The sequence below is a fragment of the Hyphomicrobium facile genome (assembly GCF_900116175.1).
In the GTDB taxonomy this organism is placed as follows: domain Bacteria; phylum Pseudomonadota; class Alphaproteobacteria; order Rhizobiales; family Hyphomicrobiaceae; genus Hyphomicrobium_B; species Hyphomicrobium_B facile.
This window is the reverse complement of record NZ_FPCH01000001.1, coordinates 2,501-25,441: the sequence shown is the minus strand read 5'-3', so window position 1 is coordinate 25,441 and position 22,941 is coordinate 2,501. Positions and strand designations below refer to the sequence as shown.

General features: G+C 60.0%; 20 protein-coding genes and 2 rRNA genes. 8 read left to right on the top strand and 14 right to left on the bottom strand.

Annotated features, from left to right (window positions below):
• Window positions 1-75: 75 nt before the first annotated feature.
• The gene (locus BM399_RS00135; protein ID WP_244530997.1) at window positions 76-534 is read left to right on the top strand and encodes a DUF4112 domain-containing protein; all 459 of its coding nucleotides are present in this window, start codon (window positions 76-78) and stop codon (window positions 532-534) included.
• A 116-nt stretch (window positions 535-650) separates the two neighbouring features.
• Here BM399_RS00135 and gyrB read toward each other — a convergent pair whose 3' ends face one another.
• The 7 genes from gyrB to rpsT all read right to left on the bottom strand — a co-directional run bounded on the left by gyrB (window position 651) and on the right by rpsT (window position 9,654).
• The gene (gene gyrB, locus BM399_RS00130; protein WP_092862494.1) at window positions 651-3,104 is read right to left on the bottom strand and encodes a DNA topoisomerase (ATP-hydrolyzing) subunit B; all 2,454 of its coding nucleotides are present in this window, start codon (window positions 3,102-3,104) and stop codon (window positions 651-653) included.
• A 147-nt stretch (window positions 3,105-3,251) separates the two neighbouring features.
• Entirely contained in the window at window positions 3,252-4,484 is a 1,233-nt protein-coding gene (locus BM399_RS00125) for a DNA replication/repair protein RecF (protein ID WP_092862491.1), read from the bottom strand.
• A 75-nt stretch (window positions 4,485-4,559) separates the two neighbouring features.
• Window positions 4,560-4,847: an immunity protein Imm33 domain-containing protein gene (locus tag BM399_RS21295; RefSeq protein ID WP_244530996.1), complete on the bottom strand. Its 288-nt coding sequence runs from the start codon at window positions 4,845-4,847 to the stop codon at window positions 4,560-4,562.
• 380 nt (window positions 4,848-5,227) lie between these two features.
• The gene (dnaN, locus tag BM399_RS00115; protein ID WP_092862485.1) at window positions 5,228-6,346 is read right to left on the bottom strand and encodes a DNA polymerase III subunit beta; all 1,119 of its coding nucleotides are present in this window, start codon (window positions 6,344-6,346) and stop codon (window positions 5,228-5,230) included.
• 337 nt (window positions 6,347-6,683) lie between these two features.
• Window positions 6,684-8,204: a chromosomal replication initiator protein DnaA gene (gene dnaA, locus BM399_RS00105; RefSeq protein WP_092862479.1), complete on the bottom strand. Its 1,521-nt coding sequence runs from the start codon at window positions 8,202-8,204 to the stop codon at window positions 6,684-6,686.
• Between the two features lie 110 nt (window positions 8,205-8,314).
• Window positions 8,315-8,758, bottom strand: coding sequence for a rhodanese-like domain-containing protein (locus BM399_RS00100; protein WP_092862476.1), 444 nt, complete (start codon window positions 8,756-8,758; stop codon window positions 8,315-8,317).
• A gap of 629 nt (window positions 8,759-9,387) precedes the next feature.
• Window positions 9,388-9,654 (bottom strand): 30S ribosomal protein S20, encoded by a 267-nt coding sequence (gene rpsT / locus BM399_RS00095; protein ID WP_092862473.1) that lies wholly within the window; start codon window positions 9,652-9,654, stop codon window positions 9,388-9,390.
• Between the two features lie 290 nt (window positions 9,655-9,944).
• Between rpsT and BM399_RS00090 the strand changes: the two genes are divergently transcribed.
• Window positions 9,945-10,529 (top strand): hypothetical protein, encoded by a 585-nt coding sequence (locus tag BM399_RS00090; protein ID WP_092862470.1) that lies wholly within the window; start codon window positions 9,945-9,947, stop codon window positions 10,527-10,529.
• 42 nt (window positions 10,530-10,571) lie between these two features.
• Window positions 10,572-11,189 carry a hypothetical protein gene (locus BM399_RS00085; RefSeq protein ID WP_092862467.1) on the top strand — a complete coding sequence of 206 codons (618 nt, stop codon included), beginning with the start codon at window positions 10,572-10,574 and terminating at the stop codon, window positions 11,187-11,189.
• 9 nt (window positions 11,190-11,198) lie between these two features.
• Here BM399_RS00085 and mutM read toward each other — a convergent pair whose 3' ends face one another.
• Window positions 11,199-12,080 carry a bifunctional DNA-formamidopyrimidine glycosylase/DNA-(apurinic or apyrimidinic site) lyase gene (gene mutM / locus BM399_RS00080; RefSeq protein ID WP_092862463.1) on the bottom strand — a complete coding sequence of 294 codons (882 nt, stop codon included), beginning with the start codon at window positions 12,078-12,080 and terminating at the stop codon, window positions 11,199-11,201.
• 89 nt (window positions 12,081-12,169) lie between these two features.
• Between mutM and ubiE the strand changes: the two genes are divergently transcribed.
• From ubiE to ubiB, 3 genes are all read left to right on the top strand, one after another.
• A complete protein-coding gene (ubiE, locus tag BM399_RS00075) occupies window positions 12,170-13,006 on the top strand; it encodes a bifunctional demethylmenaquinone methyltransferase/2-methoxy-6-polyprenyl-1,4-benzoquinol methylase UbiE (RefSeq protein ID WP_244530995.1) in 837 nt (278 codons plus the stop codon).
• A 126-nt stretch (window positions 13,007-13,132) separates the two neighbouring features.
• Complete coding sequence (locus BM399_RS00070; protein WP_092862460.1) at window positions 13,133-13,426, top strand: hypothetical protein; 294 nt, start codon at window positions 13,133-13,135, stop codon at window positions 13,424-13,426.
• Between the two features lie 245 nt (window positions 13,427-13,671).
• Complete coding sequence (gene ubiB, locus BM399_RS00065; RefSeq protein WP_092865993.1) at window positions 13,672-15,264, top strand: 2-polyprenylphenol 6-hydroxylase; 1,593 nt, start codon at window positions 13,672-13,674, stop codon at window positions 15,262-15,264.
• Window positions 15,265-15,277: 13 nt separating this feature from the next.
• Here the strand turns inward: ubiB and BM399_RS00060 are convergent, their stop codons facing one another.
• On the bottom strand, window positions 15,278-15,598 hold the full coding sequence (locus BM399_RS00060; RefSeq protein ID WP_045838265.1) for a carboxymuconolactone decarboxylase family protein: 321 nt from the start codon (window positions 15,596-15,598) through the stop codon (window positions 15,278-15,280).
• Between the two features lie 112 nt (window positions 15,599-15,710).
• Between BM399_RS00060 and BM399_RS00055 the strand changes: the two genes are divergently transcribed.
• Window positions 15,711-16,181: a nuclear transport factor 2 family protein gene (locus BM399_RS00055; protein WP_092862457.1), complete on the top strand. Its 471-nt coding sequence runs from the start codon at window positions 15,711-15,713 to the stop codon at window positions 16,179-16,181.
• A gap of 54 nt (window positions 16,182-16,235) precedes the next feature.
• Here BM399_RS00055 and BM399_RS00050 read toward each other — a convergent pair whose 3' ends face one another.
• Window positions 16,236-17,066, bottom strand: a complete 831-nt coding sequence (locus tag BM399_RS00050) for an FTR1 family iron permease (protein ID WP_092862454.1) — start codon at window positions 17,064-17,066, stop codon at window positions 16,236-16,238.
• 6 nt (window positions 17,067-17,072) lie between these two features.
• Window positions 17,073-17,459: a cupredoxin domain-containing protein gene (locus tag BM399_RS00045; RefSeq protein WP_092862450.1), complete on the bottom strand. Its 387-nt coding sequence runs from the start codon at window positions 17,457-17,459 to the stop codon at window positions 17,073-17,075.
• Window positions 17,460-17,689: 230 nt separating this feature from the next.
• Between BM399_RS00045 and BM399_RS00040 the strand changes: the two genes are divergently transcribed.
• Window positions 17,690-18,508 carry a hypothetical protein gene (locus BM399_RS00040; RefSeq protein ID WP_092862447.1) on the top strand — a complete coding sequence of 273 codons (819 nt, stop codon included), beginning with the start codon at window positions 17,690-17,692 and terminating at the stop codon, window positions 18,506-18,508.
• Window positions 18,509-18,517: 9 nt separating this feature from the next.
• Here the strand turns inward: BM399_RS00040 and BM399_RS00035 are convergent, their stop codons facing one another.
• The 3 genes from BM399_RS00035 to BM399_RS00025 all read right to left on the bottom strand — a co-directional run bounded on the left by BM399_RS00035 (window position 18,518) and on the right by BM399_RS00025 (window position 22,757).
• Window positions 18,518-19,480: a hypothetical protein gene (locus BM399_RS00035; protein ID WP_092862444.1), complete on the bottom strand. Its 963-nt coding sequence runs from the start codon at window positions 19,478-19,480 to the stop codon at window positions 18,518-18,520.
• Between the two features lie 243 nt (window positions 19,481-19,723).
• Window positions 19,724-19,838 (bottom strand): 5S ribosomal RNA (gene rrf / locus BM399_RS00030).
• Between the two features lie 126 nt (window positions 19,839-19,964).
• A 23S ribosomal RNA gene (locus BM399_RS00025) occupies window positions 19,965-22,757 on the bottom strand.
• Window positions 22,758-22,941 lie beyond the last annotated feature (184 nt).

Sequence of the window (22,941 nt, the reverse complement as noted above, 5' to 3'; positions counted from 1 at the left end):
TACCGCCGCAGGCCTTGTGCTGGAACTTGTCGATCCCACATCACGTTTCCGATTGGAGACGTAATGGCGGAGCCGATGTCGACAATGTTCGAACGAATGGACCGAAGCAGTTTTGAAGGGAGATTTGCAGGCTCCCTTCCGGCGGGTGATTTCGACGAAAGCTTCGCGCGCATCGAAGCCTTGGCGAAGATCCTCGACAGCGCCATCCGCATTCCGGGCACCAAAGTCGTTATGGGTGTCGACGCCGTTCTCGGCCTCGTTCCCGTCATCGGCGACGTGATTTCAGGCGCGATCGCGAGCTACATCATCTGGGAAGCGCGCCGCCTGGGTGCGCCGCGCTGGCTGATCGCGCGCATGGCGATGAATACGGCGCTCGACACGGCCGTCGGCGGCATCCCCATTTTCGGCGACATGTTCGACGTCGCCTACAAATCGAACCTGAAGAACGTCGCACTTCTGAAGCGCCATGCCGATAAGCACGGACACCGCTACGGCCGCCGCCCGACGATCGATGCGACGTACACCGTCGGCTGAATTAGAGCCCCTCTTGTCATCCCGGCCGCCGCGCAGCGACGAGCCGGGACCCAGCGCTAGTTGCGCAGGGTCTCACACCACGACTCGTCCGGAATCATCGCTGGCTTGTGTCTCGCCTAGACGTCCAAGTTCGAAACGTTGAGCGCATTTTCCTGGATGAACTCGCGCCGCGGCTCCACCACGTCACCCATCAGCTTCGCGAAAATCTCATCCGCCTCCGCGAGATCGCCGACCTTGACCTGCAGTAGTGTCCGCACGTCCGGATCGAGCGTGGTCTCCCAAAGCTGCTCGGGATTCATCTCGCCCAGACCTTTGTAGCGCTGCAGATCGAGACCCTTGCGACCCACGTCGTACACCGCTTGCAGCAGCGAACGCGGACCGGTGATGATCTCCGTCTTATCCTTGCGCTTCAGCTTCGCCGGCGTGTCGTAGAGCTCGACCAGATGTTCGTGACGCTCATTCAAGCGCCGCGCATCGAGCGAACCCAACAGCGCCCGGTCGAGTATCTGGACCTCGGTGACACCGCGAACTTCGCGCTTGAAGACATACCCATCGTTGCCGTAGCGGCCTTCCCAGCCCGTTTCCATCTCTTCGGCGATGGAATCGAGACGTCGGGCAATCCGCTGGGCAATTTCGTCTGCCCTCTGGGAATCCGGCGCCGAAAGGATCGACGCATCGAACACACCGCCGATCGCGCCCTGTTCCACGACATTCCGGTTATACCGCGAATGGAGGCCGTTGATGCCGCCCGCGATCTGTCGCGCTTGCTCGACGACGTCGCGCAAATCGCGGCCCGCCCGCTCCGTACCGTTGCCGCTGACGAGCACGGCATCCACGAGGCCCTGATCGATCAGGTAATCCTCGAGAGCGCGCTCGTCCTTCAGGTACGAATGCGACTTGCCCTTCGCCACTTTGTAGAGCGGCGGCTGCGCGATGTAGACGTGGCCCTTTTCAACGAGCTCCGGCATCTGCCGGTAGAAGAACGTCAAGAGCAGCGTACGGATGTGCGCGCCGTCGACGTCGGCGTCCGTCATGATGATGATCTTGTGATAGCGAAGCTTGTCGAGCTTGAATTCGTCACGCCCGATGCCGGTACCGAGCGCAGCGATGATGTTCGTCACCTGCTCTGAGGACAGCATCTTGTCGGTGCGCGCGCGCTCGACGTTGAGGATCTTACCTCGGATCGGCAGCACGGCCTGGAACTCGCGCTTGCGGCCCTGCTTGGCGGAACCGCCCGCCGAGTCGCCTTCGACGATGAACATTTCCGTTTTCGACGCGTCGCGATCCTGGCACTCGGCGAGACCGCCCGGTAGACGCAGCCCGTCGAGCGCACCTTTCCGCCGCGTCAGATCGCGAGCCTTGCGCGCAGCTTCGCGGGCGAGCGCCGCCTCGACGATCTTGCCGACGATGACCTTCGCTTCTTTCGGATGCTCCTCGAACCAGGCGCCGAGCTGATCGCCGACCGCCGATTCCACGACCGGCTTCACTTCCGACGAGACGAGCTTGTCCTTCGTCTGCGAAGAAAACTTCGGGTCGGGCACTTTCACCGAAAGCACGCACGTCAAACCTTCCCGCGCGTCGTCGCCCGAAAGCGCCACCTTTTCCTTCTTCGCGAGACCGGTCTCTTCCGCGTACTTGTTGACGATGCGCGTCAACGCGCTGCGGAAGCCGGCGAGATGCGTGCCGCCGTCGCGCTGCGGAATGTTGTTCGTGAACGTCAGCACCGTCTCGTGGTAGCTGTCGTTCCACCAGAGAGCGGCTTCGACCGTGATGCCGTCCTTCTCGGCATGGATCATGATCGGCTCGGGAAGCGCCGACGCCTTCGATCGATCGAGGTAACGGACGAAAGCGGCCGTGCCGCCTTCGTAATTGAATTCCTGGCGCTTCACGTCGGCATGGCGCGCATCGATCAAAACGATCCTCGCGCCGGAGTTCAGGAACGCGAGTTCGCGCAAGCGATGCTCGAGCGTCGCGAAGTCGAACTCCGTCACGTTGTGAAACGTCTCTGTGCTCGGAAGGAACGTGACTTCGGTGCCGCGTTCCTCGCCAGCGTCGCCGATGACTTTCAACGGCGCAACGGCGTTGCCGTTGTGAAACTCGATGAAGTGTTCTTTGCCCTCGCGCCAGATCCGGCACTTGAGCCAGGTCGACAGCGCGTTGACGACCGACACGCCGACGCCGTGCAGACCGCCAGAAACCTTGTAGGAGTTCTGGTCGAACTTGCCGCCCGCATGGAGCTCTGTGAACACGATCTCGGCAGCCGAACGCTTCGGCACCTGATCATCGTCGCGCTTGATGCCGGTCGGAATGCCGCGCCCGTCGTCGCGCACCGTGCACGAGCCGTCGGGGTTCAGCGTCACCGTGCAGGCATGCGCATGACCCGCCAGAACCTCGTCGACGGCGTTGTCGACGACTTCGTAGATCATGTGGTGGAGACCCGATCCGTCATCGGTGTCGCCGATGTACATGCCGGGGCGTTTCCGAACCGCGTCGAGCCCCTTCAGCATCTTGATGCTGTCCTCGCCGTAGTCATCCGGCGCAGGTGTTTTCTTGAGCGGTTGGGCGTTCATTTTCGGGCTTTCTCAGCGGACGGAAATATGGTCCGTTTTTATAGCACAAAGCGCCCCGAAAAGCCCTAAAAAATCGACAGAAAACGAGGCTCAAAAGCCCTTGTTTTACAGTGTTTTGGATGTGGCCGTTTGTCCCGATCGGCGGACTTACGAAAGGGCCCTGATCTTTCCTTCTTCCACCCCCCAGAATCGAGCCGTTTCCCTAAGCGCCGAGAACGCTTCCGCGTCCGTCCCGGTCATCCAGGCTTGCGCTCCGAGCCGGAGAATTTCAGCGAACAACGCAGCCCTCCGGTGGACGTCGAGATGCGCCGTGATTTCATCGAGGAGGAGGATGGGCGCCGCCCCTTCCTGCCGCTCAGTCAGAAGCTCCGCATGCGCGAGCACCAGCCCGAGAAGCAGCGCCTTCTGCTCGCCCGTCGAGCACTGACGCGCTTCAAGCGCCTTCGGACCATGCTCGACGATGAGATCGGAACGATGCGGCCCATCGAGTGTACGGCTCGCCGCACGGTCGCGTTCGCGCGTTTCGCGGAGCGTCCGCGCGTAGGCATCTTCCGCCTCAATGGCCGAAAGACGCCTGAGATCGTCCTCGATCGTTCCGACGAGCCGGAACGACGACCAAGGAAACGCGGAGTTTGGATCGCGTTCGCGCCGCTTCTCGACGATTGCTGCCATCGCCGCCACGGCTTCGAGGCGGGCAGCCGCGACCGCCACACCCGTCTCCGCCATCACCTGCTCGAAGCCGGAAAGCTGCGCGTTATCGCGCACGCCGTCGGCAAGCAGCCGGTTGCGGCTCGTCATCGCCCGCTCGAACTGCCCGGCGATCGTTCGGTAGCTGTGATCGAAACAGAGAATGAGCCGATCGAGAAAACGCCGCCGCTCGGAAGCCGGTCCCGTGAAGAGCCCGTCCATCGCGGGCGTCACCCAGACGATTTCGAGATAGTCCGCGAGAATGCCCGAGCCCGACTGCGCCGAGCCATCGATGCGGACGATACGGCCGGAACGTTCACCTCGGTCTGAGCTTCTCGAAAATCCCCCTCCCCCTTGTGAATGGGATTCCCCTCCCCCTTGCGGGGAGGGGTTAGGGGTGGGGGTGAACCCCGCCCGCGCTTGTAACCCCGTTCCGATATCTGCCGGCCCCGAAAGCGTATGCGCGTGCGCGGCAATCGCGAAACTTCCATCGCCCCCGGCCCGCGCCAATTCGACGAACGGCACCCGCCGCAAGCCCGTGCCCGGCGAAAGCAACGACAACGCTTCGAGCAGATTGGTCTTGCCCGACCCGTTGGCGCCGACGATCACCTGCGGCCCCGCGTCAGTCGCAACGCTCGCCGAGACATAGCTTCGGAAATTCGTCAGCGTCAGCCGCTCGACCCAGAGCGTCATTCCCCTCCCCCTTGCGGGGAGGGGTTACGGGTGGGGGCCCAGTTCATCTGGAAAGCGCGACGAAGAACTTTCCGGCTACTCTGAGATCCTCTCGAACATACCCGTCGTGTAGTTCTTCTCGAAACTGGCGCCATAAGGCTCATCAATCAAATGAATCCAAGAATCGTCATTGTTGAGCACTTTTCCAAGTGCGATGTAGGCATGCTTCCGGCAATCTAGCGTTTCGCGGGTGGCCCCTCGCATGTCACCCCGAATTCGCCATCCGCTATCGGGAAATTTGTCGTCTGGTTTGCCCATGTTGGGTGTCTCTCGATAGAGGTAGCCCACCGTAAGCTCACCATCGAGAACGCACTGATCAACCATACACCGGTCCCAATATTCTCGGGGCGGCGGTTCTCTCGGCTCGAGATCTGCGTTGCTCTCGTCAAATATGACGTCGATGACGTGCGTTCTCGGCAACTTAATTCGTGAGCCGTGCGCCAGCAGCGGCATATCAAGCGGCGTAGATGCTAAAGTACCCTCCAACCACTCGGCGGTTGTGTGAGTAACTCGTATCCACATTCGCTCTGCGTCAAACTTTTCGCTTCTGGGCCGCGCCGCTATTACCGCTTTTACGAGGTCGCGCTCAGAAATAGCAGCGACTCGAGCGGCACTAGGCAAAAAGAAAGTGTACCGCGCCGAAGCGGCTATCGGCCGAGGATCATCGACCTCGTATAGCTCATCGGGCTCCAGAAAAGCCTCTCCTAAACCCGCATCGGCATCAGCACGTAAAGCGCACTGCCGTCGCCGCCGTCGCGCACCATCGTCGGCGAGCCGGGGTCTGCCAGCAGAAACCGCGCGTCTTCGCTCTCGAGCTGATCGGCAATGTCGAGCAGATAGCGTGCGTTGAACCCGATCTCGAGCGGACCGGACGAATAGCCGACGGCGATCTCTTCCGTCGCGCTGCCGCCTTCCGGATTGTTCACCGTCAGGATCAACTTGTCCTTGCCGACGTTGAGCTTCACGGCGCGGCCGCGCTCGCTCGCGATCGTCGACACGCGATCGACCGCGCTCTTGAACGACGCGTTCGGCACTTTCATTTCTTTGTCGTTGTTGTGCGGAATGACGCGTCCGTAATCCGGGAACGTGCCGTCGATCAGCTTCGACGTCAGCACGACCGGCCCGATCTCGAACCTGACCTTCGTCTGCGACACGCCGACTTTGACTTTCGCGCTCGTGTCTTCGAGAAGCCGCGCGAGTTCATGCACCGTCTTCCGCGGCACGATAACGCCCGGCATGCCTTCCGCGCCTTTCGGCAGCGGCAGCTCCACCTGCGCCAAGCGGTGACCGTCGGTCGCGACCGCGCGCAGCGTCTTGGTGCCGTTCGTCTCGGCGGGGTGCAGATAGATGCCGTTGAGATAGTAGCGCGTTTCCTCCGTCGAGATCGCGAAGCGCGTCTTGTCGATCAGCCGCTTCAAGTCTCCCGCTTCGATCGTGAACTCATGACCGATTTCGCCGACTGCCAGATCCGGGAAATCGTCGGCCGAGAGCATCTGCAGGCTGAAACGCGAATGACCCGACGTGATCGTCAGGCGCTCTTTGTCGCCGTCGCGCTTCATCTCGATCTCGGCGCCATCGGGAAGCTTACGGACGATGTCGTGCAGAACGTGCGCCGGAACCGTCAGCGTACCGGGCGTCGCAACTTTCGCACTGACGCTCTCGCTGACCTCGCGCTCGAGATCCGTCGCCTTGAACATCAGAACGTCGCCGGTCGCCTTCAGCATGACGTTCGACAGGATCGGTATCGTCGTGCGGCGTTCAACGACGCTCGTAACGTGGCTCAGCGCCTTCAAGAGTTCCCCACGTTCGATCTCGAGACGCATGTCTATCCTCAGCATTGACTATGAAATTGCGCGTGGAATGACGGCCAGAAACCGCCGTGGCGTCACGCGCGAGAAAACGGTTGCCCCCGGGGCGAACGGAATCGCCCACGGAGCCGGATCAGAGCCGAAAGATGGCATCTTTTCAAGCGAGATGTATTGGCCAGCCTGGAACCGGCCGGAGAATGGCCAAAGGAACCGGCCAATGACCCAGCCAGGGAACCAGCCGGAAATCCGCACCGCACGGCCTTTTGCGGGCCAAAAAACGGAGAGGCCGGCACTCCAGGGGGTTGGCGTGCCGGCCCTTCGTCGCATCAGGCCGCAAGGGGTGACTTTGCGGTCAGTGGTTGAGAAGCCTCTTCAGCTCCTCAAGCTCGTCTCCGAGGTTCGGATTCTTGCTGATTTCGCCTTCGATCTTCCGGATCGCATGCAAAACGGTCGTGTGGTCGCGGCCACCGAAACGGCGTCCGATTTCCGGGAGAGACCGTGCCGTCAGATGCTTGGCGAGATACATTCCGATCTGGCGCGGCCAGACGACGGAACGATGACGCCTCTGCGACAGGAGATCGCCCTTCGACACGCCGTAATGCCTCGAAATGATGCGGAGGATGTCTTCGATCTTGATCCGGCGCGGCTCGAGGTTCTGAACGAGATCGCGAATGACGGTCTCGGCGATATCTAGCGTGATCGGCGTGCGCATATACTGCCACGTTGCATAAAGGCGCGTAACGGCACCCTCGAGCTCGCGGCCGTTCTCGGTGAGCCTCAGCGCCAGGAGATCGACGACATCCCGTGACAGCGAGAACGACGGGTCCGCCGCGCGCTTCTCGGCAAGCCGCTTGTCGAGCACCTTGAGCCGCAGCTCGTGATCGAGCGATTGCAGCTCCGTGACGAGGCCGCGCTGCAGGCGCGAACGCATGCGTTCGTTGAGGCGCTCGATCTGGTTGGGAGCCCGTGCCGACGCGACGACGACCTGTTTGCCGCCGTCGAGCAGCGCATTGATGATGTGATCGAACTCCTGCTCCGTGCGTTCGCCCTGCAGGAATTCGAGGTCGTCGATCAGCAACATGTTGATGTTGCGGAACCGCTCCTTGAAAGCCAAGGGATCGGACGAGCGCAGAGCCTCGACGAACTGATAACGGAAGCGTTCCGCCGTTAGATAAAGAACCTGAGCGTTCGGCGCGCGCTTCTTCACTTCCCAGGCGATGGCGTGAAGAAGATGGCTTTTGCCGAGGCCGACCTGCGAGTGGATATAGAGCGGATTGTATCCGGGCGCGCCGGAAAGCACCGTTTCGGCGACCTGCGTCGCGCCTGCATGCGCCATGCGGTTCGACGCGCCGACGACGAAGCTGTCGAACGTGTAGCGCGGGTCGAGCGGAGAGCCCTCAAGGCCGCCGGCCGATGTTCTCTGCACCGGAAGCACCGGCGCGCGCAAAGCCGCGGGACGCTGTGGAAGATCGGTGTGCGAAGCCGGCGGCGGCGTCGCAGCGGTCGCCGCGGTGTTGGCGTCTTGAGGACGTGCCTCGCCCGGCCTCTGCGCAACCGCGCCCGGCTGGCGCCAAACCACTTCGACGCGTTCGACGGTCGCGAACTCTATGCGCGAGCAGTGCAGCAGATGATCGGAATAATGTTCTTGGATCCAGTTACGGACGAATTTCACAGGCACCGAAACCTTGACGATCCGGCCGTCGAAGCTTTCGAATTCCAAGCTCTTGAACCAGCTCGAATAGACCTCGTCGCCGAGCTGAACCTTCAGCATCGCACGAACCTTCTGACCGCGGCCCTCTACCGCGCTCGTCGGAGTCCCGGCGCCCTGTCCGCTACCGACATCCTGAGACTCTGCTTTTTGTGCTGCCTGCATAGTATTTTACTCCCCGCTGATAACGCGGGACGCCTAGAAGCGCCCCCCTCTTCACCGTCCGGCGTAACCCTCCGCCGTTCGGTGCCGTCTATGCCGTCTGCGATTTCGCGTTAGCCCTGCACCCAATCGAGACCCGCAAATTTCCAACCGGAAATCCGTCCGCGGTGCTGGCTAGCGTCCAATGGTCCCTCAAAACCCTCCATGACGTTGCGACACCGGCGATACCCCACCGCCGTCATCTGTTCTGCAGCCATCCGGCTGCGGCCGCCTGAGCGGCAAATGAAGAAGATCTCGGTGTCCTTCTCCACACCCCTGGCAGTCAGCGCTGCGTCTAGACGTTCGGTGAAGTCCGGGGCGGTCCGGCCGTCTGGAAATGTCTGCCATTCCATCAGCAAAACTTCCCCATGGAGTCTGGAAAGATCCGGAATTCCAACGAACGCCCACTCGGCACGAGTACGAACATCCACAAGAACGGCCTTCGGATCGCCTTCGAGACGCTTCCACGTTTCGAGGACGGGTACGTCCTCGACTACAGAAGCTTCCAGTTTTTCCACTTATCCCCTCACGTCACACGCAGTACTGATAAAGACCCGCGCAAGTATCCCCAGGTAAGGCCCGGAGAATCCCCAGCTGCTCTGGTCGCCGCCATAGCAACGCCAAAGGTTAGTCGCAGGTCTTTATCTATTTTGACGATGCGCTCGCGGTCGCCAATTCTATTGGCCCTCGAACGCTACGCTCGCCGAACTTACCTGTGCGAACGACCGCTTTTACCCCGCTGCCATCCACTGAGAAATTTACTAGCCCTTAACCTTCTTTTCGACAAGCGGCTCTGATCCCCATTATGGGCGTCCAGCGAGAAGAAAAGTTGTCCACAGGTGTTGGTGACAACGTGAGTCACTTCGCAAGCCCTGTGCATAAACGCCTGACTCATTCGGGATTTTCACAGTTGATGAACGCGGCCGAGCTGCGTGGTCGCAGCTGTCACCGACATGTCATTTTTTTTTGGCGCGGCCCCAGAACGAAAGCCGTCCCTGAGACCGCTTCCCCCGCCCAGCGCCCGCGATTGGCGGGATTCCAGCAGGTTAATGGCGTTAAAAAAAAACGGGCCCGAAATTGGACCCGCTCTTTACCGGTGCGAATGTGCAACAGGGAGGAAAATTGGCCCCTGTTATTCACATGTACGTTACGCGCTCATGGCCTTGACACGCTGAGCGAGCCTGGAAACCTTCCGGCTGGCCGTGCGCTTGTGCATGACGCCCTTCTGCGCGCTGCGGACAAGCAGGGGCTCGGCGGCGGCGAGAGCGGCCTTGGCCTTAGCGGCATCGCCCGAAGCAATAGCCTCTTCGACACTGCGAACTTCGGTTTTGACGCGCGTGCGGCGGCCCTTGTTCACTTCAGTGCGGCGGATCATCTGGCGCGCGGCTTTTTTCGCCGACGACGTGTTAGCCATAGGTTGTCCTTACGTTGCTACGAATGCGCCTGCGCGACGGCAAAAGCCAAGCGAGGCAGCGGGTTAAAGAAGATCATAATCGGCCCGGGATTTGTGGATCCAGGCACGGTTTGCGGGGGGTATAGCCGCCCGCGGAGCATCGGTCAATGAAGCCGCGCAACGAAAATGCCCGATTTTCGGCGAAAACCAATTGCGCCGCCGGTCGCAGCGCTTTTCCCTGCTATTTGCGGTAAGGCGGAACATAGACGACGATCACTGACACACTTACGTCTTGGGGGGGCTTCCAGAGAATGTTGTCTTGGACCGGTTGGCTTTTTGCACTGGCAGCAGCCATTTTTGCGACGATCTTAGCCGCAGCCGCAAACCAGCCGATGTTGCAAATGGCCGCCGTGGCCGCCGTCAGCATCGCAATTGCTCTCATCGCGATCCGCGAGCATCGCCAGCTCAATGACGTCGGCGCCCCCGCAAGCGCCGTTGCGAGTTCGACCGCCCGTTACCTCGCCCTGATATGGGCCTGGGGCGGGCTGACGTTGCTGGTGACCTACCTGTTCATCATCGAAGCGCGTTGGGCCGAATGGTGGCAGTTCTTCTTAGGGTTCGCTTTCGCAGCCTTGGCGAGCATCGGTTTCTCGTTCCTGCTCGATCGCGATCGGGCCGCCGGACGCACCGACGCCACGCTCGTCAAGTTTGGGCGCATCCTGCTGAAAGCGCAGGTCGTCGGCATGGTCGCAGGCATCATCAGCCTCTTCGTCGACGAGAAATTTCCGCGCGCGGAGACGCACGCCGATTGGGCCGGCTGCAACATCTTCTTCTTCGGCGCCCTGGCAATTGCAGCGATCAGCCTCAATGCGATACGGTCGCCCGCCAACGCGTGATCGAAGACGAGACGCCTCTCACCACAGGGACAATCGGCCGAAATGACCTTGCGCCCATCGCTTCCCTGGCTGCTGACGACGCTCGCAGTAGCCCTGATCGCCATGTTCTTGGCCGCAGGCGCTCTGCAGAAAGTCGAAGCGGCGATCGCCGCGGCGGTCTTCGTATTCGTCATCGTGACGGCGGCCATACGAACGAACGCGCCGGCTTGGCGGCGAGCGCCGGACGTCGGCGAAATAACGCCGCGTGATGCCTTGATCGCAAGCATCCGGCTCGTGATGCTGAGCTTTCTTTGGTGCGGCCTCGCCTTCTTCGCGATCTATCTCGGCACCACCATTCGCTGGCAGCACGGCTGGCAATATGGCTCCGCCATGGTGTTGGTCGCTGGAGCCTACGCCTATTACCTGTCGCGTCTGAAAGACCCGCAGGACGACTGGTCGAAACCGCAGGCAATCGAGCGCATGGTTCGATTTATGACCTATCAGGCTTTCGCCATCGGGGGCGGACTCGTCTGGCTCATAAGCTCGGGAAAGCTCGCAACGCTCCGCGGCGATTGGGCGGCAAACCAGCTTTTCCTCGCCGGCGGTTTCGCCGTGATGTGCCTCAGCGCCATTATCGTCAAGACGAACAGCGCCCTCGCCGAGCGTCACGCCGCCAACTGACGTCGCATCTCACCGCTGACAGCGCGGGCAATAGAATGTCGCGCGCCCTGAGTGGACGGCACGGCGTATCTCGCCCCCACACCCTGGTGTCTGACAGACCGACCCGGCGCGATCGTAAACCCCGAACCTCTCCTGAAACGCGCCGCGCTTTCCGTCGGCATGGCGGTAATCGCGAAGCGTCGAACCACCTGCGTCGATCGCGCGTTCGAGAACGTCCCGGATTGCGGGCACGAGCCTGACGGCGCGTTCCGTCGGCGCCCCGCGCCGGTTCGCCAGACTCGCGGCAGCCTTGTCCGGCGACAGCCCCGCCTGATAGAGCGCTTCCGAAACGTAGATGTTTCCGAGCCCCGCGATCACGTGCTGATCCATCAGAAAGGCTTTGAGATTGACCTTTCTCCCCAGCGCCTTGGACGCCAGGTATTCAGCCGTCAGCTCCTCGCCGAGCGGCTCGGCGCCGAGATCGCGAAAGAGCGCATGCTGCGCGCGCTCCCTATGCGCCATCATCACCATGAAGCCGAAGCGTCTCGGATCATTGTAGATCACCTTCGTCCCATCCGAGAGATTGAGCACGACGTGATCGTGCGTTGGATCGGGGCCCGTCCCATGCGCGTACTGGCCCGGAGTATCGGCGATCCCGCCGTGGACGATGGTGAAGCGCCCGGTCATGCCGAGATGCATGACGAGATCCTCCCCGCTCGACAGCGATGCAATCAGATACTTCGCACGGCGCTCGAGCCCGACGATCGACTGCCCGGCGACCCGCTGGGCAAATCTCTCAGGAAACGGAAACCGTAAATCGGGGCGCCGCGCATCGAGCGACTTAACCCGGCGGCCGACCAGAACCGGCGCCAGGCCGCGACGAACGGTTTCGACCTCCGGAAGCTCGGGCATGGCGGAAATATTACCTGGTGTTGAGCCGGCGTTGAGGATGAGACGAGCCGACGATAGCGCGCCAATGCGCGAACGGCTATGCTGCGGATATGGATCAGAATTCGCAAACTACAAGCCAGAATACCGCCCAGAATACCGGCCAGAGCACCGCCCAGAATACGGCTGAGCACGGGTCCGAAAACACGGCGTCGTTCGGCTTCCGCGCCGTCCCCGAGACCGAGCGCCAGGGCCTCGTCAACAAGGTCTTCGCGTCCGTCGCCGGCCGTTACGATCTGATGAACGACCTGATGTCGGGCGGCCTGCATCGGCTGTGGAAGCGCGAGCTGATCACGATGCTCAACGCGCCGCGCGGCACAACATCGTTCAAGCTGCTCGATGTTGCCGGCGGCACCGGCGACATCTCCATCCGCTATGCCGAAGACAGCGGACCGAACGCCACCGCCGTCATCTGCGACATCAGTCCCGAGATGCTCGAGGTCGGCCGCCGTCGCATTGCTGACGCCGGCCTGCAAAACCGCATTCAGTGCGTCGAAGGCAACGCCGAGGAATTACCCTTCGAGAGCAGCAGCTTCGACGCCTACACGATCGCATTCGGCATTCGTAACGTCACCCACATTGATAAGGCGCTCGCCGAGGCCTATCGCGTCTTGAAACCCGGCGGCCGCTTCCTTTGCCTCGAATTTTCCGAATGCCGTGTCCCGGTTCTCGACCGCCTCTACGACTTTCACTCATTCGAGATCATTCCACGCCTTGGCCAATTGACGGCCGGAGACGCAGAATCTTATCGCTATCTCGTTGAAAGCATCCGCCGTTTCCCGACCCAGGAGAAATTCGCGGAACTTGTTCGGGGTGCCGGGTTTTCCCGCGTCAACTACCGCAATTTGACGGGCGGCATCGCGGCCATCCACGGCGGCTGGAAGATCTGACGGCAACAATCCAAAGGTGTTCTGGCTCCGCTGGTGTGTCTGCAATTGACGCCGCGCGAGACCGTTCATAGTTTTCCACGCAGGGACGGGAAGAAACATTTTCTTCCCTAGGAGGAGGTGGGACACATGAAAACAATCACTCTTGGCTGTGCGTTGGCGATAGCCGCCATTTCGTTTGGTGCCGGAACCGCGAACGCCGGATGCGTAACGAAGGGCGCGGTCGCGACTTCGAGCTCGGCGGATTCCGCGAAGTGGTTTGCAATGGAAACAATGGTGCAGAACGTCAGCTGGGGCCTCTGGCCGGGCTTCCTCGCAAACGGCGACGTCGCGGGCTACAAGGTCATCAACAAGCGGTACCAGTGCAAGCCAGACGGCGGCATGGTCACCTGCCACGGCCGCGCGACCTTCTGCACGAAATAAGTCGATTAGAGATTTTGAATCCGGAAGCGCCCGTGTCAACACGCGGGCGCTTTTCGTTTTCCCACCGCGATGCCCCGAACCTAGGTCGCGTTGTATGGCAACCTCGTCGCCGCGCTTCGCAATGGCGCAGGATATTTAACCGTCTTTACCCGATACATGAGGTTCGCTTGACCTAGACGCATTGCGGCGCAATGTGGCCTCAAGCCAGCTATCGATCCACGAAACAGGACCACGAAATCGAAGTCATGCCCGGAGCGATCCTTAACACGCTAAGACTCGCGCGCGCCGGGTTTGTGCTTGCACAGTATGGAGTTCGCTTCGTGCCGGCAGGCGTGCCGGTACCGCTGCCGCTCAAAATTGCTCGCGCGGCAACGCTCCCGATCGAGTTCCTGTCGGCGCCATTTCAAAAAAGCGTACCGCGAGCAACCCGCGTCGCAACCGCGCTGACGAAGCTCGGCCCGAGCTACGTCAAGCTCGGACAGTTCCTGGCGACCCGCGCCGACGTCATCGGTCCCGAGCTGTCGGCGGATTTGCGCCACCTCCAGGACAAGGCCGAACCCTTCTCGATGGCGGAAGCCCGCGAGACGGTCGAGCGCGCGCTCGGCGGCAAGCTGGAAGATCACTTCGTCGAGTTTGGCCCGCCCGTCGCCGCCGCGTCGATCGCCCAAGTCCACAAGGCCTACGTGCTCGAAAACGGCATCAGGAAAGCCGTCGCCGTCAAAATCCTGCGACCGAATATCGAGAAGCGCTTCAATCGCGACCTCGACAGCTACTATTTCGCCGCGCAGATGATCGAACGCTTTTATCCGCCCGCACGGCGTTTGAAGCCCGTCGCCGTCGTCGACAATTTGAAACACACGACCGCGCTCGAAATGGACCTCCGTCTCGAGGCCGCCGCGATCTCCGAGATGGCCGCGAACACCACCGAGGACGATGGCTTTCGCGTGCCCGCGATCGATTGGAAACGCACGGCGAAGCGCGTGCTGACGGTCGAATGGATCGACGGCACGCCAATCTCGCATCGCGAAACGCTGCTGGCAAAAGGCTTCGACACCTCCGCGCTCGGCCAGACGGTGCTGCGCTCGTTCCTTCGCCACGCCATGCGTGACGGCTTCTTCCATGCCGACATGCATCAGGGAAACCTGTTCGTCGACGACAAAGGCATGATCGTCGCCGTCGACTTCGGCATCATGGGCCGGCTTGGCCTCGCCGAGCGCCGTTTCCTCGCCGAGATCCTGCACGGCCTCATCACGCGCGACTATCATCGCGCCGCCGCGATCCACTTTGAAGCCGGCTACGTTCCGCCCCACCACACTGTCGAGGAGTTTGCGCAGGCGATGCGCGCCATCGGCGAGCCCATTCAGGGACGGACGGCGGAAGAAATTTCGATGGCCGATCTGCTCGGCCAGCTTTTCGCCTACACCGAAGTCTTCGACATGGAAACCCGGCCGGAACTCATCCTGCTGCAAAAGAGCATGGTCATCGTCGAAGGCGTCGCGCGTGATCTCGATCCGTCGCTCAACGTCTGGGTTGCAGCGGAGCCCGTCGCCAAGGAATGGATGGAAGCCAACCTGTCGCCGCTCGGCCGCCTTCGCGAGGCCGGGCGCGGAGCCGAAACCATCGGCGAAGTTCTACTGAAAACGCCGGCCCTTCTCCAAAATCTCGCTCAGGCGATTACCGGCTATTCCGAAATGGCGCGCTCCGGCGTGCGCCTTGACGAACAGACGATCGAGAACATCGCCTCGCGCTCCAAGCGGAGCCGCGCCGCCGATGTCGCGCTCTGGATCGGCGCGCTGAGCCTCGCCGTCATTGCGGTAAAGCTCTTCGGCTTTTTCTGATCCCGGAATGCCACTACCGTTTTGCCTTGCGCGGGCCGACGAGGTGCGTGCCGTGCGCAATCGCAGCCGTTGCCCGCATCGCTGCAGCAATATAGACGACCTCCGCTATCTCAGCTTCCGTCACACCCGCGTTCTCCGCATTGGTGCGATGAACTTCGAGGCTGTACGGACATTGCGTCGCAAGAGCCACGCCGAGCGCGATCAATTCCTTGTAGCGCCGTGGAATAGCTCCTGGCGCCATCGCCGCCCGGTCGAAATTTTCGAACGCGGCCATCGTCGTCGCAGAGAGATTACGAAGATGCGGCAGATTGGATAAATTGGCGATATCATACATTTGGAGCCTCCCTCGATCGGGGTCACTCGACCTGCCGATTTGCGAAGAAACCTCGTGACGTTTGCGTCCAAGGTCAAGCCGCCCTCGCAGGGAGAGAACTGAGGAGAGAAAGATGTCAGACGTTCGGCCGCCGCTACCGCCGTTCACGCGCGAAACTGCAATACAAAAAGTCCGCGCTGCGGAAGACGGATGGAATTCCCGCGACCCCCATAAGGTCTCGCTCGCCTACACAGTCGACAGCCGCTGGCGCAATCGCGCCGAGTTTCCCGTCGGCCGCGAACAGATCGTCGAATTTCTAACTCGCAAGTGGAACCGCGAACTCGACTATCGACTGATCAAAGAACTCTGGACGTTCGCCGACAATCGCATCGCCGTCCGCTTCGCCTACGAATTCCGCGACGACAGCTTCCAATGGTACCGGTCATACGGCAACGAGAACTGGGAATTCGATGCGAACGGTCTGATGCGGCTGCGTTACGCCAGCATCAACGACCTCAGAATCTCGGAAAGCGATCGCAAATTCCATTGGCCGCTCGGGCCCCGCCCCGCCGATCATCCGGGGCTTTCCGATCTCGGGCTTTAAAACGCGATCGATGAACGAACGATCGGCGCCGCGCGATTGCCGGCGCCGATTTTTTTATCGCGAACTCACTGCGGGCCGCGTCGCCGGCGTCCGCACAATGAAGCCGAGAAGGAAAATAGTGCCCGCAGTAATGCCGTAGGCGATCAGCTGCATGCCCGTTGGCTTGGCCATATAACCGATCAAGATGTGCAGGATCTGTCCGAACCAGCTCTTTTCCGACAGAAGCCACGACGTATCCCAAACCGGCGTGTCGAGAACATTGAGGAGACCGGCGCTGGAAAGCTGCGCTACCGCGGACGCGGCAAGGCCCGCAGCGAGCAGCGTCACCAGAACACCGGTTACCGAGAACATTCGCTTCAATGGAATTGCGGCAAGCCCGAAATAAAGCACCATCGACACGGCGGCGCCGAGCGCCAACCCAATCACCGACCCAATCAGCAGTTGGCCCGCCGTTTCCGTTCCACCCATGACGATGCCGGTCATGAAGAGCACGACCTCGCTACCCTCGCGCATGACCGCGATGGCAACGGCCGCTCCAAGTGCGAATAGCGATCGGCGTCCCGCGGTCACATCGTTTCCGAGTTGCCGCAGCTGCTGAGTCATCTCGCGCGCGTGCTGCGCCATCCAGACCACGTGCCAAGCCAGCATCACGACAGCAAAGAGCAGAATTGCCGCGATGAAAATTTCATGCCCGCGTCCATCGAATGCATTCGAGATGCCGGCCGCGAAGAACGCGACGACGGCTGACCCGGCAATTCCTGCGACGACGCCGAGAGACACCGCTCCGCCCCGGCCGATCACACCACGCGAGGCGGCAAGCACCACGCCGATAATCAGACCAGCTTCGAGAACTTCGCGAAAAACGAGAACGAGCGCGGCAAGCATGGGCAATTACTCCACTACGATGTGGCCCAACGCCGAATCCTGGTGAAATTCGCCGAAGAACATGTAGGTGCCGGGCTTCAGCGGCTTCAGCCTGATGATGGCGCTGCTGTTGCCGGCGATGATTTTTTCGAATCCGAGTTCGTAGCTTTCAAACTCTTCCGGAGTCGCATCCAGATTCTTGACCGTGATCTTGATCGGCTTTCCGGCAGGCAGTTTCAGCGAGTCCGGCTCGAACTTGTGATCTTTGATCGAGATCTCGATCGCGTGCTCTTCTGCAGCCTGAACCTCAGACGCGCCGATCCACGCCCCGCCAACGGCGATTGCAGCAACAGCGAGTGCGGAAATGAAAGCGCGAAAGCGCGCGCCGATACGCGAGGAGAAAGAAGTGCCCATTGCAACTCCTAATAGGTCAGGATTCAAGGTCCCGAGATCAGGTTCTGCGGTCACGTAGAGCCAAGTAGCCAATAATAGTCAAGAATTTTCGCCCCCAAAGAGACTGCGAGAATTTTACGAATTCGTGAGGTCGGGGAAGAGATTTCGCGTTTATCCGGCGTTGCCATTTTTTGGCCAGGAGGATGCGGTGCATATGCAGCGCGGGAATAGGTATCCAACGAGGATTGGCTATGTACTCCCGCGCTTCCGATTCGACCGATGCATTCCCCTCCTACGAGCTGGGCGACGTGCTTTCACGGGCCGAAGAGCCCGAAGCTTTCTACGCCGGCGAGCCGATCTCGGCGCCGCCGCGACGGCGCGGCAATCCGGTTCGGAAATTATATTTATTCTTATTCGTAGTGCTGGCCGCGGGTGCAGGTCTCACGCATTTCGGCGCCCCGCTGCAGCAGTGGATCGCCAGCGTCGAGCAGATTATCGCGACTGAGATGGCCGCGAGACAACCGGCGCGACCGCTCGAACCGGTTCCGGCGCACGATGCGGCGACTGCCGAAAATTCGTCTCCTCTGCCGCCGCCGCCCGAGACACATTCTCAGTCGTTGCCCGAAGTCGTCATCGCGGAAGCGCCAGGCGCCGGAGCGGCTTCTCAAACCTGGGAGACAAACACCGACGCTGCCGCGGCCGGCGCATCATCGCCACCAGCCATGCCGGCTGATCCGTATCGCAAGCGCGCGGAAGCTGCAGGACTTCATCCCGATCTCTCGCACGTGCTCTTGGCGCACCTCACCGCAACGGATTATCGCAACGCCGCCTTCGCCATCGACAAGGCAGTGAAGACGGTTCCGGACGATGGGAATTTTGCGTGGCCTCGCTCCGGCAAGGGCGGCGTCGCCGTCTTCAATGTTCATTTCGTGCCGGGCGCCGGACGCGACTGCCGGCGCTATGTCGTGACCGTGACCAAGGATCGATGGACGACGACAGCGCTCCCGATGGAACGCTGCGGCGTGAAGCTCGCATCTCGCGGCCAAGTGAAAGAACAGTCCGTCGAGTGACGCGCGGCGTCAGGGCCCCTGCAGACCAAACGCCTGGCGCAACTTTTTGCGAAGGTTCGAGTCTTTGGATTTGTCGCCAGCTTTGCCGAGAGCTGGACCACCGTACGTCGCATACAAGAAATCGCGAACCTCGGGAGCCCGGTCGTATTGATGGACGGCAGCCGGAACGGCTCCCTTCGCAGTCACCAGAACTCCGTCCTTCACCTTGAGGAATTTGGTGTTCCGGCCTGAAAGCGTCGCGATCGCACCGTCGTAAGGGATCACGATGGAAGAGGGCGCAAGATTGAGACGGGCCACGACATTTGTCGTCGCCTGATCGACGCCCGAACGCATGTGATGTCTGCGCCCGACCAATTGACCGAGGAGCAGTTTCTCCCACAAGTACATGATCGCGTCGCCGTGCCGGGCGAGCACCGTGCCGCTGCAAATGACTTCATGACGCCTGACGCGCTCATACACGTCCGCGCCGAATGTTCTCCGGATCGCATTGCCGTTCCATCCGGCAACATCGTGCGAGAAGCCTTCGCCCTCTTCGCAAAATATAACCGGCGCATCGGGGAGAGCCTGAAAGATGTCGGCCTGAAATACGACGTCCCGCGTATCAGCCAGAAACACCCGCTCCACTTGCCCCATGAGGGCCTGCAAAACGGCGATGTAATCGGCGACACGCGCGAAGTTCATATGGGGTCGGCCGAGGCCCGGCGTGCCCGGGTCCAACAGATAATCGACGCCTTCGGCTTCAAGTGCTTTGCCGAGTTCCGCGTCGTCGTTGACGACGAGAAGAATACGGCAGTCGTGAAATTTCCGCGCTGACCGAACAAACGGCCTCAAGTCCGCGATGCTGTAGTTACGCCCGATCCCGAGGATGAGATTTTTGCCGGTCCCATGCCGCAATTTGATCTGCGGCCTTGGCCGAACGAGCTCGCTGCGGAGCCAGCGCGCGTACAGTTTCGACCAGATATAGTCCAGCATACCGTGAGATATCCCAACCCAGCAGGCGCCTCGTCCAGCAATTCATTGGCGCGAGTTCTAGACGCCACCAGAAAAGATGCAAAGCGAAGTCCGATCAAACCAGAGCGGATAAGACGAAACACGTTCGCGACAAGTCGCAAAAACAAAAACGCGCCGCCGGCACGAGGCACGGCGACGCGTTTGAAAGCGATCGATAGAGGTGATTGACTTCGTTTGTTCGAAATTCACATGACGTCTCGGCAGACCTGGCAACGACCTACTCTCCCGCGTCTTAAGACGAAGTACCATCGGCGCAGGGGCGTTTCACGGCCGAGTTCGGAATGGGATCGGGTGCAGCCACCCCGCCATAATCACCAGGTCAGCGGAGACGTCATATGACTTCTATTTCTGGTCTTTTCTGGATGCAAATGCCTACGCTCATCGCGGCGCTCGTGAGAGCGGCGCCTGCCTAAGAAGGCAAAACGATGAGCATTGCTAAATGAGAGCAATCAAGCCAATCGAGTTATTAGTACCGGTAAGCTACACGCCTTGCAGCGCTTCCACACCCGGCCTATCAACGTGGTGGTCTTCCACGACTCTCGAGGGAGAACTCGTTTTGAGGTGGGTTTCCCGCTTAGATGCTTTCAGCGGTTATCCCGTCCGTACATAGCTACCCTGCTGTGCCGTTGGCACGACAACAGGTCCACCAGAGGTACGTCCATCCCGGTCCTCTCGTACTAAGGACAGATCCTCTCAATTCTCCTACACCTACGGCAGATAGGGACCGAACTGTCTCGCGACGTTCTGAACCCAGCTCACGTACCACTTTAAATGGCGAACAGCCATACCCTTGGGACCTGCTCCAGCCCCAGGATGTGATGAGCCGACATCGAGGTGCCAAACGACGCCGTCGATATGGACTCTTGGGCGTCATCAGCCTGTTATCCCCGGCGTACCTTTTATCCGTTGAGCGATGGCCCTCTCACAAAGAACCACCGGATCACTATGACCGTCTTTCGACTCTGCTCGACTTGTCAGTCTTGCAGTCAGGCTGGCTTATGCCATTGCACTCGACGATTGATTTCCGACCAATCTGAGCCAACCTTCGTACGCCTCCGTTACGATTTAGGAGGCGACCGCCCCAGTCAAACTGCCCACCATGCGCTGTCCCGGATCCGGATAACGGACCGCGGTTAGACAACCATAATCACTAGGGTGGTATTTCACATTTCGGCTCCGCCCGAGCTAGCGCCCAGGTTTCATAGCCTACCACCTATCCTACACAAGCAGTCACGATTGCCAGTGCAAAGTTGCAGTAAAGGTGCACGGGGTCTTTCCGTCTAACCGCAGGAACCCCGCATCTTCACGGGGAATTCAATTTCACTGAGTGTGTGCTGGAGACAGTGGGGAAGTCGTTACGCCATTCGTGCAGGTCGGAACTTACCCGACAAGGAATTTCGCTACCTTAGGACCGTTATAGTTACGGCCGCCGTTTACTGGGGCTTCGATTCAAGGCTTGCACCTCTCCTCTTAACCTTCCAGCACCGGGCAGGCGTCAGGCCATATACGTCGTCGTTGGACTTAGCATAGCCCTGTGTTTTAGGTAAACAGTCGCCACCCCCTAGTTTGTGTCCTGCCCTTCCGGTTGCCCGAAAAGACAGCCTGCTTCTCCCGAAGTTACGCAGGTAATTTGCCGAGTTCCTTCAGCACACTTCGCTCAAGCGCCTTGGTATTCTCTACCAGTCCACCTGTGTCGGTTTCGGGTACGGTCTACGTGGGGGCTATTTCCAGGGACACATTCGCTGCCTCGGCAATCCAATAAGCCTCAACAACTTGCTGCATCCGTCACACACCCACTGGCCCACGAATATTAACGTGGTTCCCATCGACTACGGCTTTCGCCCTCGCCTTAGGGGCCGGCTAACCCTGCGCAGATTAACTTTACGCAGGAACCCTTGGACTTTCGGCGGAAGTGTTTCTCACACTTCTTTCGTTACTCATGTCTGCATTCGCACTTCCGATACCTCCAGGAGCCCTCACGGGTCTCCCTTCACAGGCTTACGGAACGCTCCGCTACCGCGTGCATTGCTGCACACCCGCGTCTTCGGTACACTGCTTTAGCCCCGTTACATTTTCGGCGCAGGAACCCTTGTTTAGACCAGTGAGCTGTTACGCTTTCTTTAAATGATGGCTGCTTCTAAGCCAACATCCTGGTTGTTATGGGATTCCCACATCCTTTCACACTTAGCAGTGATTTAGGGACCTTAGACGGCGATCAGGGTTGTTTCCCTCTTCACGACGGACGTTAGCACCCGCCGTGTGTCTCCCAGATAGTACTTCCAGGTATTCGGAGTTTACTTAGGTTTGGTAACCCTGTAGGGGCCCCTAGCCCATGTAGTGCTCTACCCCCTGGAGTATTCATCTGAGGCTCTACCTAAATAGATTTCGCGGAGAACCAGCTATTTCCTGCCTTGATTGGCCTTTCACCCCTTGCCACAGTTCATCCGAGGCTTTTTCAACAGACACCGGTTCGGTCCTCCAGTGGGTGTTACCCCACTTTCAACCTGACCATGGCAAGATCGACAGGTTTCGGGTCTAATCCGACGAACTGAACGCCCTGTTCAGACTCGCTTTCGCTACGCCTACAGCTATCGCCTTAAGCTTGCTCGTCAGACTAAGTCGCAGACCCATTATACAAAAGGTACGTCGTCACCCTTGCGGGCTCCGACTGTTTGTAGGCATCCGGTTTCAGGTACTATTTCACTCCCCTCGTCGGGGTGCTTTTCACCTTTCCCTCACGGTACTGGTGCACTATCGGTCGGTAAGGAGTACTTAGGCTTGGAGGGTGATCCCCCCATGTTCAAACAGGATTGCACGTGTCCCGTTCTACTCGAGGATAAAGCTCTGCATTACCTGTACGGGGCTGTCACCCGCTGAGGCCCACCTTTCCAGATGGTTCCAGTTGTCATTGCTTTATCACTGGCCTAGTCCGCTTTCGCTCGCCACTACTCGCGGAGTCTCGGTTGATGTCCTTTCCTCCAGGTACTGAGATGTTTCAGTTCCCTGGGTTTGCTTTTAACCCCTATGTATTCAGGGCTAAATACCTTCTGATGACACCCTGAAATCCGCACCCGCTTTCACAGGTGCAAATTTCAAGATGTCGAAGGTGGGTTTCCCCATTCGGAAATCTTCGGATCAACGGCTGTTCGCGCCTTCCCGAAGCTTATCGCAGCGTACCACGTCCTTCATCGCCTCTTACCGCCAAGGCATCCACCAGATGCCCTTAAGTCACTTGATCGCTCTCATTTGCAATGCTCACCACACAAGGCTCCAACACCAATCCCTCGGCAAAGAAGGAGTGCCAATCACCAAGCATGTTCGACTGTAAGCATTGACCAGAAAGACCAGGTCCATTCGCGCGAGCCCACACACACAGAATGCATGCGGTCCGCCCAAACGAACCTAGAAGTCAATCAGACTAA

Bases quoted from the DNA above. Each gene is read 5' to 3' on its own strand.
- BM399_RS00070 (WP_092862460.1), top strand. From the start codon at position 13,133: ATGAAAACAATCACTCTTGGCTGTGCGTTGGCGATAGCCGCCATTTCG.
- gyrB (WP_092862494.1), bottom strand. From the start codon at position 3,104: ATGAACGCCCAACCGCTCAAGAAAACACCTGCGCCGGATGACTACGGC.
- BM399_RS00035 (WP_092862444.1), bottom strand. From the start codon at position 19,480: ATGCTGGACTATATCTGGTCGAAACTGTACGCGCGCTGGCTCCGCAGC.
- BM399_RS00125 (WP_092862491.1), bottom strand. From the start codon at position 4,484: ATGACGCTCTGGGTCGAGCGGCTGACGCTGACGAATTTCCGAAGCTAT.
- ubiE (WP_244530995.1), top strand. From the start codon at position 12,170: ATGGATCAGAATTCGCAAACTACAAGCCAGAATACCGCCCAGAATACC.
- BM399_RS21295 (WP_244530996.1), bottom strand. From the start codon at position 4,847: ATGGTTGATCAGTGCGTTCTCGATGGTGAGCTTACGGTGGGCTACCTC.
- ubiB (WP_092865993.1), top strand. From the start codon at position 13,672: ATGCCCGGAGCGATCCTTAACACGCTAAGACTCGCGCGCGCCGGGTTT.
- BM399_RS00085 (WP_092862467.1), top strand. From the start codon at position 10,572: ATGACCTTGCGCCCATCGCTTCCCTGGCTGCTGACGACGCTCGCAGTA.
- dnaA (WP_092862479.1), bottom strand. From the start codon at position 8,204: ATGCAGGCAGCACAAAAAGCAGAGTCTCAGGATGTCGGTAGCGGACAG.
- BM399_RS00045 (WP_092862450.1), bottom strand. From the start codon at position 17,459: ATGGGCACTTCTTTCTCCTCGCGTATCGGCGCGCGCTTTCGCGCTTTC.
- BM399_RS00050 (WP_092862454.1), bottom strand. From the start codon at position 17,066: ATGCTTGCCGCGCTCGTTCTCGTTTTTCGCGAAGTTCTCGAAGCTGGT.
- rpsT (WP_092862473.1), bottom strand. From the start codon at position 9,654: ATGGCTAACACGTCGTCGGCGAAAAAAGCCGCGCGCCAGATGATCCGC.
- BM399_RS00090 (WP_092862470.1), top strand. From the start codon at position 9,945: ATGTTGTCTTGGACCGGTTGGCTTTTTGCACTGGCAGCAGCCATTTTT.
- BM399_RS00040 (WP_092862447.1), top strand. From the start codon at position 17,690: ATGTACTCCCGCGCTTCCGATTCGACCGATGCATTCCCCTCCTACGAG.
- BM399_RS00055 (WP_092862457.1), top strand. From the start codon at position 15,711: ATGTCAGACGTTCGGCCGCCGCTACCGCCGTTCACGCGCGAAACTGCA.
- mutM (WP_092862463.1), bottom strand. From the start codon at position 12,080: ATGCCCGAGCTTCCGGAGGTCGAAACCGTTCGTCGCGGCCTGGCGCCG.
- BM399_RS00135 (WP_244530997.1), top strand. From the start codon at position 76: ATGTCGACAATGTTCGAACGAATGGACCGAAGCAGTTTTGAAGGGAGA.
- BM399_RS00060 (WP_045838265.1), bottom strand. From the start codon at position 15,598: ATGTATGATATCGCCAATTTATCCAATCTGCCGCATCTTCGTAATCTC.
- dnaN (WP_092862485.1), bottom strand. From the start codon at position 6,346: ATGCGTCTCGAGATCGAACGTGGGGAACTCTTGAAGGCGCTGAGCCAC.